This window comes from Novosphingobium meiothermophilum, from assembly GCF_003171715.1.
Classification (GTDB): Bacteria; Pseudomonadota; Alphaproteobacteria; order Sphingomonadales; family Sphingomonadaceae; genus Novosphingobium; species Novosphingobium meiothermophilum.
The window spans coordinates 38262-51066 of record NZ_QGHL01000008.1 but is presented as its reverse complement, the minus strand read 5'-3'; the positions used below and the strand labels follow the sequence as shown (position 1 = coordinate 51066).

16 protein-coding genes are annotated in these 12805 nt (G+C 66.0%); 14 read left to right on the top strand and 2 right to left on the bottom strand.

All coding sequences use genetic code 11. The annotated features are described in order from the left end of the window. Nucleotides 1-55: 55 nt before the first annotated feature. From DKM43_RS08765 to DKM43_RS08745, 5 genes are all read left to right on the top strand, one after another. Nucleotides 56-538 (top strand): UPF0262 family protein, encoded by a 483-nt coding sequence (locus DKM43_RS08765; protein WP_109798135.1) that lies wholly within the window; start codon nucleotides 56-58, stop codon nucleotides 536-538. A 37-nt stretch (nucleotides 539-575) separates the two neighbouring features. Further along, nucleotides 576-1289, top strand: a complete 714-nt coding sequence (locus tag DKM43_RS08760) for a glycoside hydrolase family 25 protein (RefSeq protein WP_109798134.1) — start codon at nucleotides 576-578, stop codon at nucleotides 1287-1289. Beyond that, complete coding sequence (locus DKM43_RS08755) at nucleotides 1286-1723, top strand: cytidine deaminase (RefSeq protein WP_109798133.1); 438 nt, start codon at nucleotides 1286-1288, stop codon at nucleotides 1721-1723. The genes DKM43_RS08760 and DKM43_RS08755 overlap by 4 nt, the downstream gene beginning before the upstream one ends. Before the next feature lie 21 nt (nucleotides 1724-1744). Then, nucleotides 1745-2314 (top strand): dCTP deaminase, encoded by a 570-nt coding sequence (gene dcd / locus DKM43_RS08750; protein WP_109798132.1) that lies wholly within the window; start codon nucleotides 1745-1747, stop codon nucleotides 2312-2314. A 110-nt stretch (nucleotides 2315-2424) separates the two neighbouring features. Then, complete coding sequence (locus tag DKM43_RS08745) at nucleotides 2425-3594, top strand: saccharopine dehydrogenase family protein (protein WP_109798131.1); 1170 nt, start codon at nucleotides 2425-2427, stop codon at nucleotides 3592-3594. A 17-nt stretch (nucleotides 3595-3611) separates the two neighbouring features. Here the strand turns inward: DKM43_RS08745 and DKM43_RS08740 are convergent, their stop codons facing one another. Next, entirely contained in the window at nucleotides 3612-4157 is a 546-nt protein-coding gene (locus tag DKM43_RS08740; protein WP_407938487.1) for a hypothetical protein, read from the bottom strand. A gap of 82 nt (nucleotides 4158-4239) precedes the next feature. Between DKM43_RS08740 and DKM43_RS08735 the strand changes: the two genes are divergently transcribed. The 6 genes from DKM43_RS08735 (at nucleotide 4240) to DKM43_RS08710 (ending at nucleotide 10550) form a co-directional block, all read left to right on the top strand. Further along, nucleotides 4240-5238 (top strand): adenosine kinase, encoded by a 999-nt coding sequence (locus DKM43_RS08735; RefSeq protein WP_109798130.1) that lies wholly within the window; start codon nucleotides 4240-4242, stop codon nucleotides 5236-5238. 90 nt (nucleotides 5239-5328) lie between these two features. Then, nucleotides 5329-7959, top strand: coding sequence for a helicase-related protein (locus DKM43_RS08730; RefSeq protein WP_109798129.1), 2631 nt, complete (start codon nucleotides 5329-5331; stop codon nucleotides 7957-7959). Between the two features lie 59 nt (nucleotides 7960-8018). After that, nucleotides 8019-8333 carry an RNA-binding S4 domain-containing protein gene (locus DKM43_RS08725; RefSeq protein WP_109798128.1) on the top strand — a complete coding sequence of 105 codons (315 nt, stop codon included), beginning with the start codon at nucleotides 8019-8021 and terminating at the stop codon, nucleotides 8331-8333. 14 nt (nucleotides 8334-8347) lie between these two features. After that, nucleotides 8348-8686 (top strand): ferredoxin FdxA, encoded by a 339-nt coding sequence (gene fdxA / locus DKM43_RS08720; protein ID WP_109798127.1) that lies wholly within the window; start codon nucleotides 8348-8350, stop codon nucleotides 8684-8686. Nucleotides 8687-9053: 367 nt separating this feature from the next. Then, entirely contained in the window at nucleotides 9054-9578 is a 525-nt protein-coding gene (locus tag DKM43_RS08715) for a CarD family transcriptional regulator (RefSeq protein WP_109798126.1), read from the top strand. Between the two features lie 195 nt (nucleotides 9579-9773). Next, nucleotides 9774-10550: a head GIN domain-containing protein gene (locus DKM43_RS08710; RefSeq protein WP_109798125.1), complete on the top strand. Its 777-nt coding sequence runs from the start codon at nucleotides 9774-9776 to the stop codon at nucleotides 10548-10550. A gap of 11 nt (nucleotides 10551-10561) precedes the next feature. Here DKM43_RS08710 and DKM43_RS08705 read toward each other — a convergent pair whose 3' ends face one another. Next, entirely contained in the window at nucleotides 10562-10990 is a 429-nt protein-coding gene (locus DKM43_RS08705) for a CBS domain-containing protein (protein WP_109798124.1), read from the bottom strand. 176 nt (nucleotides 10991-11166) lie between these two features. On the opposite strand from DKM43_RS08705, the gene DKM43_RS08700 reads away from it, so the two are divergent. The 3 genes from DKM43_RS08700 (at nucleotide 11167) to xth (ending at nucleotide 12707) form a co-directional block, all read left to right on the top strand. Continuing rightward, nucleotides 11167-11460 (top strand): hypothetical protein, encoded by a 294-nt coding sequence (locus DKM43_RS08700; protein ID WP_109798123.1) that lies wholly within the window; start codon nucleotides 11167-11169, stop codon nucleotides 11458-11460. Between the two features lie 59 nt (nucleotides 11461-11519). Then, nucleotides 11520-11864: a HesB/IscA family protein gene (locus DKM43_RS08695; RefSeq protein ID WP_109798122.1), complete on the top strand. Its 345-nt coding sequence runs from the start codon at nucleotides 11520-11522 to the stop codon at nucleotides 11862-11864. Nucleotides 11865-11927: 63 nt separating this feature from the next. Next, nucleotides 11928-12707 carry an exodeoxyribonuclease III gene (xth, locus tag DKM43_RS08690; protein WP_109798121.1) on the top strand — a complete coding sequence of 260 codons (780 nt, stop codon included), beginning with the start codon at nucleotides 11928-11930 and terminating at the stop codon, nucleotides 12705-12707. The last annotated feature ends 98 nt before the right edge of the window (nucleotides 12708-12805 follow it).

Sequence of the window (12805 nt, the reverse complement as noted above, 5' to 3'; positions counted from 1 at the left end):
CACCGGCCCCGCCCCCTTGCCTGCCCCGCCTGCGTCTGCAAGACAGGGCTTTCCTATGGCCGACCCGCGCATCTCCCATATCGAACTGGACGAAGCGACGATCATCTGGCGCAATGCCGATATCGAGCAGGAACGCCGCATCGCGATCTTCGACCTGATCGAGGAGAATACCTTCAAGCCCTTGCGCGCGTTCGAGGCCGGGCACGAGGGGCCGTATCGCCTGCGGCTTTCGGTGGATGACGGGCGGCTGGTGCTGGCGGTTTCGGATGAGGCGGGCAACCCGCTGGAAACGGTGATTCTGGGCCTTGGCCGGTTCCGCCGCCCGATCCGCGAGTATTTTGCCATCTGCGACAGCTATTATCAGGCGATCCGCAAGGCGACGGCAATGGAGATCGAGACCATCGACATGGCCCGGCGCGGCATTCACAACGACGCTGCCGACATGCTGCTGGAACGGCTTGAGGGCAAGATCGAGACCGATTTTCCCACTGCCCGCCGCCTCTTTACCCTGATCTGCGTGCTGCATATCAGGGGCTGAACCTTTCGATTCTCACCGGGGCGCGATCTTTTCGGACATGGCCAGAAAACGCACGCGATCACGCCAGCCCAATGTGCTGCGTCGGCGTCTGCTGGCGGCGCTGCTGCTGGCCGTGCTGATCGGGGCGGGGGTGGCATGGTGGAAGGCGCGCACCTGGCAGCCCGACCGCCGCGACTATCCTGTGCAGGGCCTCTGGCTGAGCGATGACGATGGCCCGGTCGACTGGCGGCTGCTGCGCGCGGCCGGTGCGGACTTTGCCTATCTCACCGCGAGCGAGGGCACCGACACCCGCGACCGGGCCTTTGCCGAGGGCGTGGAAGCCGCGCGGGCGCGGGGCATGAAGGTGGGCGCGGTCCACGTTTACGACCTGTGCGCCCCGGCCGATGCACAGGCCGCCAATTTCGTGACCGTGGTGCCGCGCGACAAGCGCTTCCTGCCGCCTGCGATCCGGCTCGACATCCAGTCGCGCACCTGCCCCGAAGTGCCCGGCGAGGCCCAGATGCAGAGCGAGCTGACCACGTTCCTCAATCAGGTGGAAAAGCACACCGAACAGCCGGTGATCCTGATGGTTTCGGCAGCGCTGGAAAAGCGGTTCCACCTTGCCGCGCGGATCGACCGCAATATCTGGCTGGAGCAGGATTTCATTGCGCCCGCCTATGCCGGGCGGCCGTGGGTGATGTGGACGGCGACGCGGCGGCTGCGGCTCGACGGGGCGAGCGGGCCTGTGCACTGGGTGGTGGTGATGCCATGAAGGAAGATCTGATCGCCGCCAAGCGCGATGCGCTGATTGCGGCGGCGCGCCAGGCCATGGGCACGGCCTATGCCCCATATTCCGGCTTTCATGTGGGCGCGGCGCTGCTGTTCGACGATGGCGCGATCCTGACCGGCGCCAATTTCGAGAATGCAAGCTATGGCCTTTCGCTGTGCGCGGAGACGGTGGCCTGTTCCATCGCGGCCCATGCCGGAAGGCGCGGCGGTCTGGTGGCGGTGGCGGTGATCGGCGGGCCGGCGGGCGCGGTGGAAGCCGCCATCAGCCCTTGCGGACGGTGCCGCCAGGTGGTGAACGAACTGGCCGCGCTTGGCGGGACGGACCCGCTCATCCTGTGTGTGGGGGCGCACGAAGTGGTGGAAATGCCGCTTTCGGTGCTCTTGCCCAATGCCTTCGGGCCAGCCAATCTGGCCTGACGTTTTTCGGGGACTTTCGATTTGGCCATACTTTCCGACAAGTGGATCCGCGACAAGGCGCTTAACGAGGGCATGATCGAGCCGTTCATCGACGGGCAGTGCCGCACCCATGACAATGGCGAGCGCTGCATCAGCTATGGCCTTTCATCGTATGGCTATGACGCGCGCGTTGCCCCGGAGTTCAAGATCTTCACCAATGTCGATTCGGCCATTGTCGATCCCAAGAACTTCGACGGCGCCAGCCTTGTCGACCGGGAGACCGATGTCTGCGTGATCCCGCCCAATTCCTTTGCGCTGGCCCGGACGGTGGAATATTTCCGCGTGCCGCGCGATGTGCTGGTGATCTGCCTTGGCAAGAGCACTTATGCACGCTGCGGGATCATCGTGAACGTGACGCCGCTGGAGCCGGGCTGGGAAGGCCATGTGACGCTGGAGTTTTCCAACACCACTCCCCTGCCCGCGCGGATCTATGCCAATGAAGGCGCGTGCCAGTTCCTGTTCCTGCAAGGAAACGAGCCGTGCGAGGTCAGCTATGCCGACCGCGCCGGCAAATACATGGGCCAGCGCGGGGTGACGCTGCCCCGCCTGTAAGCCCGTGCCAGCGCCGCATGGCACGCATTTAACCCCGCGCTTAAACCGGGTTGCAATCGACGGCGAACTCGCCAACCATGGCGCCGCAACGAGAACATGCGGAGAGGTTCATGGAAAAGGCGCAAAGGCCCTATGACATCGTCGTTTATGGCGCGACGGGGTTCACCGGGCGGCTGGTGGCGGAATATCTTGCGCGCCATTACGGACAGGAAGGGCCGCGCTGGGCCATGGCAGGGCGTTCGGCCGCCAAGCTGGCCGAGGTGCGCGAACTGATCGATGCGCCCAAGAACACGCCGCTCATCGTGGCGGACGCGGCCGATCCGGCCAGCCTTGCCGCTATGGTCGGACAGACGCGGGTGGTGGTGACGACGGTCGGGCCTTACCAGCTTTATGGTGAACCGCTGCTGGCCGCCTGCATTGCGGCGGGAACCGATTATGCCGACCTGTGCGGCGAGCCGGTTTGGATGCGCCAGATGATCGACCGCCATGGCGAAGAGGCAAAGCGGACGGGCGCGCGCATCTGCTTTTCATCGGGCTTCGATTCGATTCCCTTCGATCTGGGCGTGCTCATGCTCCAGAAGGAAGCGGTGGCGCGCTTTGGCCGCCCTGCCCCGCGCGTGAAAGGCCGGGTGCGCGGCATGAAGGGCGGCGCTTCGGGCGGGACGGCGGCCAGCCTCAAGGCGACGCTGGCGGCGCTGGGGCGCGATCCTTCGCTGATCCCGCTGATGCAGAGCGCGTTCTGCCTCACGCCCGGCTTTGAAGGTCCGCCCCAGCCTGCGGGCGACGCGGTTCAGCACGACGATGCGCTGGAGAGCTGGGAAGCACCGTTCATCATGGCTGCGATCAACACCAAGAACGTGCATCGCACCAATGCCCTGCTGGGGCATCCCTGGGGGACGGACTTCGTCTATGACGAGATGGTGCTGACCGGGCCGGGCGAACAAGGCAAGGCCATTGCCGAACACATGGCCAGAACCCCCATGATCGGTCGGCCTGACGATCCGCAGCCGGGCGAAGGCCCTTCGAAGGAGGAGCGCGAGACGGGCTTTTACGATGTGCTTTTCGTGGGCGAGATGCCGGACGGGCAGGTGGTGCGCTATGGCGTGAAGGGGCGCTATGATCCCGGCTATGGATCGACCAGCAGGATGCTGGCCGAGACCGGAATTGCCCTGCTTTCAGCCAAGGCCGGTGGCGGCATCGGCACGCCGGGGGCCATTCTGGGCGAGGCGCTGGTGGAGCGGCTGCGCGCCCATGCGGAAATCAGCCTCGCGCCGGAATAGACGCGCGGCCCTGGCGGTCAATGACCCTTCCTGAGCGCGGCCACGCAGGCAGCGCGGTCCACGTCGCGGCCGTCGCCGCGGCGGGCGTCGACATACGTTGCGGTCGGCTTGCCGCCGCCGGGGGGCGGGTAGAGATAGACATCGAGGATGCAGGCCGTGCCGCTCCATTGCAGCTTGCGCGTGTCGTCCTCGATCACGTCGAGCCGGGGCGTGCCGAACTGGCGGCCAAGCTGGAGCGCATCGGCGCCGATCACCCCTTCAAGGCCGGGGATCATCTGCACCTGCGCGGTGGGGCGCTGGATCTGGCCGGGGCGCGGCTGGGCAACCCGGCCCGGCGGCGGGGTGGAACGGACCTGCGAGGTCTTGCCCATGGGCGCGGCCCCGCCCGCACCGCAGGCCGCCAGAAACAGGGCGGGGACGAGGGCGAGGGCGGAGAAAGGGACGGGGAAATGGCGCAAGGTCATGGCTGCGGGGATGCCGCCGCGCGGCCCGACGGTCAACCGGTCAGGATGCGGCATCACGCGGCGTGACGCCGAGCCGGGGCGTCCGGGCGCATCGGCCACCCTTTGCCTCGCGGCGCTTGCTGCACTGCGGCCAAACCGCTAGGCCCGCGCAACGTCTGATCGATAACGGAGCCATCCCCGAATGTCCGAGCCGCTTTACGATGTGATTGCCATTGGCAACGCGATTGTCGATGTCATGGCCCCTTGCGAGGATGCCGACATCGAGAAGCTGGGTCTGGCCAAGGGCGGGATGACACTGGTCGATACGGCGCGGGCGCACGAACTTTACGATGCCATGGGCCCCGCGCGCGAGATTTCGGGCGGATCGGCGGCCAATACGCTGGCCGGTCTGGCGGCGCTAGGCGCGAAGTGCGCCTTCATCGGACAGGTGGCTGACGATCAGCTTGGCGAGGTTTTCGCCCATGACATCCGTGCTGGCGGCATTGCCTTTGCCACGCCCGCCCGCGCCGACGAGCCGCCGACGGCGCGCTGCCTGATCTTTGTGACGCCCGATGGCCAGCGCACGATGAACACGTTCCTTGGCGCCTCGCAGTTCCTGCCTGCCGAAGCACTGGATGAAGGCGCGATTGCGGCTGCGCAGGTGCTGTATCTCGAAGGCTATCTGTGGGACCCGGAAGAGCCGCGCAAGGCCATGCGCCGTGCGATTGCCGCTGCGCGCAATGCGGGCCGCAAGGTGGCCTTCACGCTTTCCGATGCTTTCGTGATTTCGCGCCATGGCGATGATTTCCGGGCGCTGATCGCCGATGGCCAGATCGACATCCTCTTCGCCAACGAGCACGAACTGGCCGCGCTGACAGGGAACGACGATTTCGAGAGGGGTCTGGCGGAACTGTCCGCCAAGGTGCCGACGGTGGTGGTCACGCGCAGCGAAAAGGGCGCCCACGCGGTGAGCGGGGGCGAACATGCGCAGGTTCCCGCCGAACCGGTGGCCAAGGTGGTGGATACGACCGGCGCTGGCGATCTGTTTGCCGCCGGGTTCCTGTTCGGCTTCGTGCGCGGCAAGCCTTTGGCGGAATGCCTCAGGCTGGGCGCAGTCTGCGCGGCGGAGGTCATCTCGCACTATGGCGCGCGGCCGGAAGCCGATCTGAAGGAACTGGTGGCGGAGCGCCTCGGCGCCTGAGGGCAGCCGATGGCGATGCCCCTTTCGGGCAGGGGATAAATCGGCGGCGCTCGCTTGTCTCGCCCTGCCCTCGCCGCCACATTGCACGCCATGGCCAACCGCCCGCCTGCGCGCCCCCGGCAGACCGCTCCGACCGGAGTGGTCAAGGCCGTGCTTGGCCCGACCAATACCGGCAAGACTCATCTGGCGATCGAGCGGCTCTGCGCCCATTCATCGGGCGCCATCGGGTTTCCGCTGCGCCTGCTGGCGCGCGAGGTCTATGACCGGGTCTGTGCGATCAAGGGGGCAGAGCGGGTTGCGCTGATTACCGGCGAGGAACGGATCGAGCCGAAGGACGCGCGATGGCTGCTGTGCACTGCCGAGGCCATGCCCGCCCGGCCCGATCTGGCCTTCGTGGCGCTGGATGAGGCGCAGCTTTCGGCCGACCCCGAACGCGGCCATGTCTTCACTGATCGCCTGCTCCACACCCGCGGGCGAGAGGAGACGATGCTGCTCGGCTCATCCAGCCTTGAGCCCATGGTCAGGGCGCTGGTGCCCGAAGCCGAGATCGTGACGCGCCCGCGCTTTTCCACGCTCAGCCACGTGGGCGCAAAGAAGCTTTCGCGCATTCCGCCGCGCAGCGCCATCGTGGCCTTCAGTGCCGAACAGGTCTATGTCATGGCGGAAATGCTGCGCCGCTTCCGCGGCGGGGCGGCGGTGGTGATGGGCGCGCTTTCGCCCCAGACGCGCAATGCCCAGGTGGCGATGTATCAGGCGGGCGAGGTCGATTACCTTGTCGCCACCGACGCGGTGGGCATGGGGCTGAACCTTGATGTGCATCATGTGGCCTTCGCCGGGCTTGCGAAATACGACGGATACCGCCAGCGCCGTCTGACGCCTGCCGAAATGGCCCAGATCGCCGGGCGCGCCGGGCGTCATCAGCGCGACGGGACTTTCGGCACGCTGGCGGGCACCGGCGGGCGCGATCCGGCATTCACGCCGGAAGAAATCCACGCGATCGAAGAGCACCGGTTTGCCCCCCTCACGCGCCTGTTCTGGCGCGAAGCGGAGCCGCGCTGCGACAGTCTGGCGACGCTGATCGAGGATCTGGAATGCCCCCCTCCCCGGCCCGAACTGGCGATGCCCCCGCAGGCCATCGATCTGGCCGTGCTGAAACTTCTGGCCGAGGATGCCGAAGTGGCGGCCAGCGTGCGCGGGCCACGCGCGGTGCAGCGCTTCTGGGAGGTGTGCCGCCTGCCCGATTTCCGGCAGCAGGGTGCCGAAACCCACGCCCGCTTTGTCGGCCGGTTATGGCAGGATCTGCGCGGCGGCTATCTGGGGGCCGATTATGTGGCGCAGGCGATTGCCCAGCTCGACAATCCTTCGGGCGATATCGACACGCTTCAGGCGCGCATCGCGGCGATCCGTTCATGGGCCTATATCGCCCAGCGGCCCGACTGGGTGCTGGCAAAGGACGAGATGTCGGCCCGCGCGCGAGCGGTGGAGGCCCGGCTTTCGGATGCCCTGCACGCCAGGCTGACCGAACGCTTCGTCAACCGCCGCACCTCGGTGCTGATGCGCAAGGCCGGGGCGGACGCAGGGCTGCTGCCTGTGCGTCTATCGGATGAGGGCGCGCTGCTGGTGGACGAGGAGGCGATCGGCCATATCGAGGGATTTCGCTTCATCGTCGATCCGCTGGCGCGGGCGGCCGACCGCAAGCTGCTGCTGGCGGCGGCCGAGCGTCACCTTCCCGCTCTGCTTGAGGCGCGCGCAGCGGGACTGATCGCCGCAGCGCAAGGCGATGAAGGGCTGGTATTCGAGGATACCGCGCTGGTCTGGCAGGAAGGCGTGGTGGCGCGGCTCGAACGGGGGCGGCGGATGCTTGAGCCTCGCCTTCGGCTCGATCCGGCGCTTGACCGGCTGGCGCCTGCCGTCAGGGCGCGGGTGGTGCAGGCGCTCGATGCGTGGCTCGATATCCAGCACCGGCGCCACATCGCGAGCCTGCTCGCGCTGGACGAGCAGAGCCGTGAACCCGACGCCGGACCGGAACTGCGCGCACTGCTGCTGCATCTGGTCGAAGCGGGCGGCGTTCTGTCGCGCGAGGATTCGGGGCTGGAACGGCTCGACCCGGTGCAGCGGTCACGGCTGAAGGCGCTGGGTGTGCGCATCGGGGCGCTCGATCTTTATGTTCCGGCCGCATTGCGGCCGGCGGCCATCCATGCCTGGCACCGGCTGGCGCGGCTGTGGTGCGGCGCAGCCAGCCCGCCACCCCCATTGCCGCCCGAAGCGATGCAGCCCGTGGTGCATGGCACGATTGCGCCCGCCGGTTATCGCCGCTTCGGCAAGGAAGCCCTGCGGGTCGATCTGGCGGAAAAGCTGCTTCAGGCCGCGCACCGGGTCAGGCTGGGCACCAAGGCGCGGCGGGTGGCGCTTGATCCGGGCATGGCGCGTTCGATGAACCTTTCAACGGCTGGCTATGCCGCCCTGCTGCGCGCGGGCGGCTTTCGCGTGCGTGTGGCCCCTGCCCTGCCCGAACGCGCATACGGACCGCCGCTCCCGCCGCTGTGGGAATGGCGGCCGCGGCGCGCGGCACGAGGCGTGACAGGAAACGGGGCAGAAAGCGGGGCCGGTGATCGGGTGGGGCCGGCACGCAACAATGCAGGCAAACGGCCGCCCGCGCAGGCGGAGCGAAAGGCCCCGGATGGCGCCTTTGCCGCGCTGGCTGGGCTGCTTGTGCGCTAGGGCGGATCGGGCCGGATACCGCATGGGGCGGGTCTGGCGGTAGAGGAGGAAGACGGCCTTTGCGGATCGACAAGTTCCTTTGGTTCACGCGCTTTGCCGGCAGCCGCGGTCTGGCGCAGGACTGGGTGGGCGCGGGCCATATCCGCATCAATGGCAGGCGGATCGAGCGGTGCAGCGCAGGCGTGAAGACGGGCGACGTCCTGGTCCTGCCGATGCGCAGCCGGGTGACGGTAATCGAGGTGCTGGCGATCCCGGCACGGCGCGGACCGGCGCTGGAAGCGCAAGCCTGCTACCGTGTGCTCGACCCGACCAGTGATGATGCGCTTGACCTTCCCGCCCAAGTGCCTCTAGCACGGCCTCAAACAGACACCTGAGGGATCAATTCGCCATGACGTATGTTGTCACCGACGCCTGCATCCGCTGCAAGTTCATGGATTGCGTCGAGGTCTGCCCCGTTGACTGCTTCTACGAGGGCGAGAACATGCTGGTGATCAACCCCAGCGAATGCATCGACTGCGGCGTCTGCGAGCCGGAGTGCCCGGCAGAGGCGATTCTCCCCGATACCGAATCCGGTCTGGAGCAGTGGCTTGAGCTGAATGCCAAGTATTCGGCGGAATGGCCCAATATCACTGCCAAGAAGGACCCGCCCGCCGATGCCGACGAGCACAAGGGCGAAGAGGGCAAGTTCGAGAAGTATTTCTCGGCAGAACCTGGTGAAGGCGACTGATTCGCCCCGCTTTTCCTGACCTCCGCCGGGGCGCTCCGCAATGGCGCCGGGCAATGCCGCCTTCGCTGCCACGGCGCGCCTGATGCATCCGGTCCGGAGGCATGTGCCGCCTCATGCTGCGCTGCCGCGCGATCAGGGGTGGCAATTTTGTTGCTGAACTGCTATATGATCGGCCAAGCGCCGGTGGGCTTTCGCCTGTCCGGCGTCTTTTCACCACGAAAACGGCAGGACAAAACAGGCAATCGGATCGCAAGCCCTGCATGACCGACCTCATGGCGCGCGATTGCCATGGCGTTTGCCCCATGCATTTCCCCCAAGGTCTTGCCCTTCCTTGTCGCCCGTCCTGCCTGCGTCGAAAGGATTACCAATGGCAGCCAAGGCTCTTGCCTTCGATGTTGGGGACTACGTCGTTTATCCGAAGCATGGTGTCGGCCGGGTGGTCGAACTTCAGGACGAAGAAATTGCCGGCATGAAGTTGCAGCTCTATGTGCTGCGCTTCGAAAAGGAGCGCATGACGCTGCGCGTTCCGGTCAACAAGGTTGAAGCCATCGGCATGCGCAAGCTGTCTTCGGACAAGACGCTGCGCGAGGCACTCGACACCCTCAAGGGCAAGCCCAAGGTGAAGCGCACCATGTGGTCGCGCCGCGCGCAGGAATACGAAGCGAAGATCAATTCGGGCGATCTGGTCTCGATCGCGGAGGTGACCCGCGACCTGTTCCGCGCCGACGACCAGCCCGAACAGTCCTATTCCGAACGCCAGATTTTCGAAGCGGCATCCTCGCGCCTTGCCCGCGAGCTGGCGGCGATGGAAAAGACCGACGAGCCGACCGCGCTCAAGAAGATCCTGGCAATCCTCAACGAACACGCGCCCAAGTATTACGAAACCGCCTGATCGGGCGGTTTCGGCTCTGGCGCCGCAAAGGGGCCTCCGGGAAACCGGGGGCCTTTTTTGTGCCCCGGACGACCGACAACAGGCTGGTTGGGACGTCCGACAGGCGCATCATGACAATCGACTGGCGACATGGCCCGAATCATCGTCGCGTGTTATCTGGATAACACACCAAGGATTGCGGGGAGAAAGCACACCATGTTCCGGAATGTCGTCCGTGCCGTCACCACCGTTGCCGCCCTGGGGCTGACGGCGACGCTTGCCGCCTGCGATTCAGGCTCGGTTTCCTTCAATGGCGAAAAGGGTGTGCCGCTGGACAAGCTCGACCAGAGCGGCCCCGCGCCAACCGCGATTGCCCTGCTTGGGCCAGACAACGTGCGCGTGGTTCGCGGCGACAGTCTTGCGATCAGCGTCGAGGGCGAGGGTGCCGACCGCCTGCGCTTCGCGCTGGGCAAAGGGCAGCTTGGCATTGCCCGCGAGGGCTGGAAGATCGGCCAGGAGGCGCGTCCGGCGACGATCACGGTCACGCTGCCCATGCTGAAGGATCTGGTCCTGGCCGGATCGGGCGAGATCATTGCCGATGAGCTGCGCGGCGAGGAAGCGAAGATCGTTATTGCCGGAACCGGCCTCGTCGAAGCGCGCGCGATCGATGCCGGAAAGCTTGGCGTCGATGTGGTCGGATCGGGCACGCTGCGCGCGGCGGGCAAGGCCAGGACGCTGGACATGACCGTGGCCGGCAGCGGCGATGCGGAAATGGACGGACTGAACGTGGATGAAGCGAAAGTGGATGTGGCCGGTTCGGGCCGCTCGCGTTTTGCTTCGAACGGCACGGTCAAGGCCAACATCATGGGATCGGGCGAAGTGCGCGTGTTCGGCCGCGCCACCTGCAAGATCAGCGCCATGGGATCGGGCAAGCTGATCTGCGAGAATGGCGTTGCCGATGAAGCCTCCGCCACCCCTGCAACCGGGAAATAGGCCTGAAGCGATCAGGCCTGCTGGATGTAGACACGCATCGCGTGGGCTTCGGCCTCGATCCTGTCGAGCCGGTGCTTCACCAGATCGCCGATCGAGACGAAGGCGACCATCTGGCCGCCTTCCACCACGGGCAGGTGGCGGAAGCGGCGCTGCGTCATCAGCGCAAGGGCTTCCATCACCGAGGTCTGCGGGGACACGGTGACGACCGGCGCAGTCATCATGTCGCGCACCTTCATGTGCAGGGCCGCTTCGCCGTGCCTGTGTAGCGAACGGATCATGTCGCGTTCGGAGAAGATCCCGGCCACCGCGCTGCTGCCATCTTCCACCGGAAGCGCGCCGATGCGATGGCGGGCCAGCATGTCTATCGCCTCGGAAACCTGTGCGTCGGCGTGGACGCTCCACACTTCGCCGCGTCCGGCAATGACTTGCGCAATCGTCATGGCATCCTCCTCTGGTGGAATGCGGACCTTGCGCCTTCGGGCGTCTTTTCGGGCCGCCTGATCTCCACTAGGGATCATGCCAGTTTGTGGCCGGTTGTCAAAGCGGATGCCGGTCCCCATTGGGTTCCGGCCCGTTTCATGGCGGGCAAGGGATTCGATCATGCAGGGATTCGATCATGCACGGCCGTTCACCGCTCGATGATCCGCACAATGCCGCCTTCGCCTGGGCGCGCTATCGCCTCATCATGAAGGGCATGGCATGGTTCAGCACGGCCGTGGTGGCGGTGGTTCTGGCCGTGCTCCATGCGCTGATCGGCTTTGTCTCGATCCACCTCTACATTGCCAGCGCGCTGGGTGTGTGGCTTACGATCATGCTGATGGCCGCGCTCATGGGGCTGATGTTCCTGTCGAGCGGAACCGGCCATGACGAGAGCATCGAAGACCGTCTGGAGACCGAACGCAACCGCTGAAAGGCACCGTGCAGGTTGGGACATTGAGGTTTCGGCCCTTCGCGCCTATCTTTGCGCCGATGACCGACACCGCCCTCACTTCACCTGTCTCGCTTGCTCCCAGTGCCGCCGCACGCGTCGCCGCGATCGCGGCAAGGCAGGGAAAGCCTGCGATCCTGCGTCTTTCGGTCGAGGGCGGAGGCTGTTCGGGCTTCCAGTACAAGTTCGGGCTGGCCGATGCGCCTGAAGAGGGCGACACGATTGCCGAGACCGACGGGGTGCGGCTGGTTGTGGACGAAGTGAGCCTTGGCCTCCTGGAAGGCAGTGTGGTGGAATATGTCGAATCGCTGGGCGGTGCGGCCTTCCGGGTCACCAATCCGCAGGCGGCATCCGGCTGCGGCTGCGGCGCCTCCTTTGCCATCTGATGGCTGGTCTGGCGTTGCGGCTGCTGCCATAGGCGGTCCTGCCACTGCGGAAATGCCGGACAAATGACGATCAAGGTTGCCAGCTTCAACATCAACGGGATCAAGGCCCGCCTGCCGCGGCTGCTGGAGTGGCTTGAGGAAACCCGGCCTGCGGTGGCCTGCCTTCAGGAAATCAAGACCCAGGACGAAGGCTTTCCCGCCGCCGAGTTCGAGAAGATCGGCTATCAGGCGATCTGGCATGGCCAGAAGGGTTTCAACGGCGTTGCCATCCTCGCCGACGGGGAAACCCCCGTCGAAGTGCAGCGTGGCCTTGCCGGAGAGCCTGAAGACGAGCATTCGCGCTATCTCGAAGCCGATGTGAAGGGCTTGCGCGTGGTGTGCATCTACCTGCCCAACGGCAACCCGCAGCCCGGACCCAAGTTCGATTACAAGCTGCGCTGGATGGAGCGGCTGCGTGCGCGGATGCGCCAGATTTCCGCCGAGGAAGTGCCCGCGCTGGTGATCGGCGATTACAACGTCATTCCTGAAGACAAGGACACTTTTTCGGTGAAGGCCATGGCCGACGACGCGCTCATGCAGCCCGAATCGCGCGATGCCTACCGGCGCCTCATCAACGATGGCTGGACCGATGCGATCGACCTGCACCATCCGCAGGGCGGGATCTGGACCTTCTGGGACTATCAGGCGGGTGCATGGCAGCGCGACCATGGTTTTCGCATCGACCATGCGCTGCTTTCGCCCGAACTGGCCGACCGCCTGGTGGCCGCAGGCGTGGACAAGGCCTATCGCGGGCGCGAAAAGGCCAGCGACCACGCGCCGGTCTGGGTTGAACTGCGCACCTGACAGACCGGTGCCGCCATCCTTTTGTCGCAGCTAGGGAACGGTTGGCAGAATTGCCCGTGTGGCGCGCGAAAGCCTGTGCAGGGCGTCACCGCGTGTTA

Bases quoted from the DNA above. Each gene is read 5' to 3' on its own strand.
- DKM43_RS08745 (WP_109798131.1), top strand. From the start codon at position 2,425: ATGGAAAAGGCGCAAAGGCCCTATGACATCGTCGTTTATGGCGCGACG.
- fdxA (WP_109798127.1), top strand. From the start codon at position 8,348: ATGACGTATGTTGTCACCGACGCCTGCATCCGCTGCAAGTTCATGGAT.
- DKM43_RS08735 (WP_109798130.1), top strand. From the start codon at position 4,240: ATGTCCGAGCCGCTTTACGATGTGATTGCCATTGGCAACGCGATTGTC.
- DKM43_RS08695 (WP_109798122.1), top strand. From the start codon at position 11,520: ATGACCGACACCGCCCTCACTTCACCTGTCTCGCTTGCTCCCAGTGCC.
- DKM43_RS08705 (WP_109798124.1), bottom strand. From the start codon at position 10,990: ATGACGATTGCGCAAGTCATTGCCGGACGCGGCGAAGTGTGGAGCGTC.
- DKM43_RS08760 (WP_109798134.1), top strand. From the start codon at position 576: ATGGCCAGAAAACGCACGCGATCACGCCAGCCCAATGTGCTGCGTCGG.
- DKM43_RS08700 (WP_109798123.1), top strand. From the start codon at position 11,167: ATGCACGGCCGTTCACCGCTCGATGATCCGCACAATGCCGCCTTCGCC.
- DKM43_RS08765 (WP_109798135.1), top strand. From the start codon at position 56: ATGGCCGACCCGCGCATCTCCCATATCGAACTGGACGAAGCGACGATC.
- xth (WP_109798121.1), top strand. From the start codon at position 11,928: ATGACGATCAAGGTTGCCAGCTTCAACATCAACGGGATCAAGGCCCGC.
- DKM43_RS08710 (WP_109798125.1), top strand. From the start codon at position 9,774: ATGTTCCGGAATGTCGTCCGTGCCGTCACCACCGTTGCCGCCCTGGGG.
- DKM43_RS08715 (WP_109798126.1), top strand. From the start codon at position 9,054: ATGGCAGCCAAGGCTCTTGCCTTCGATGTTGGGGACTACGTCGTTTAT.
- DKM43_RS08730 (WP_109798129.1), top strand. From the start codon at position 5,329: ATGGCCAACCGCCCGCCTGCGCGCCCCCGGCAGACCGCTCCGACCGGA.
- DKM43_RS08755 (WP_109798133.1), top strand. From the start codon at position 1,286: ATGAAGGAAGATCTGATCGCCGCCAAGCGCGATGCGCTGATTGCGGCG.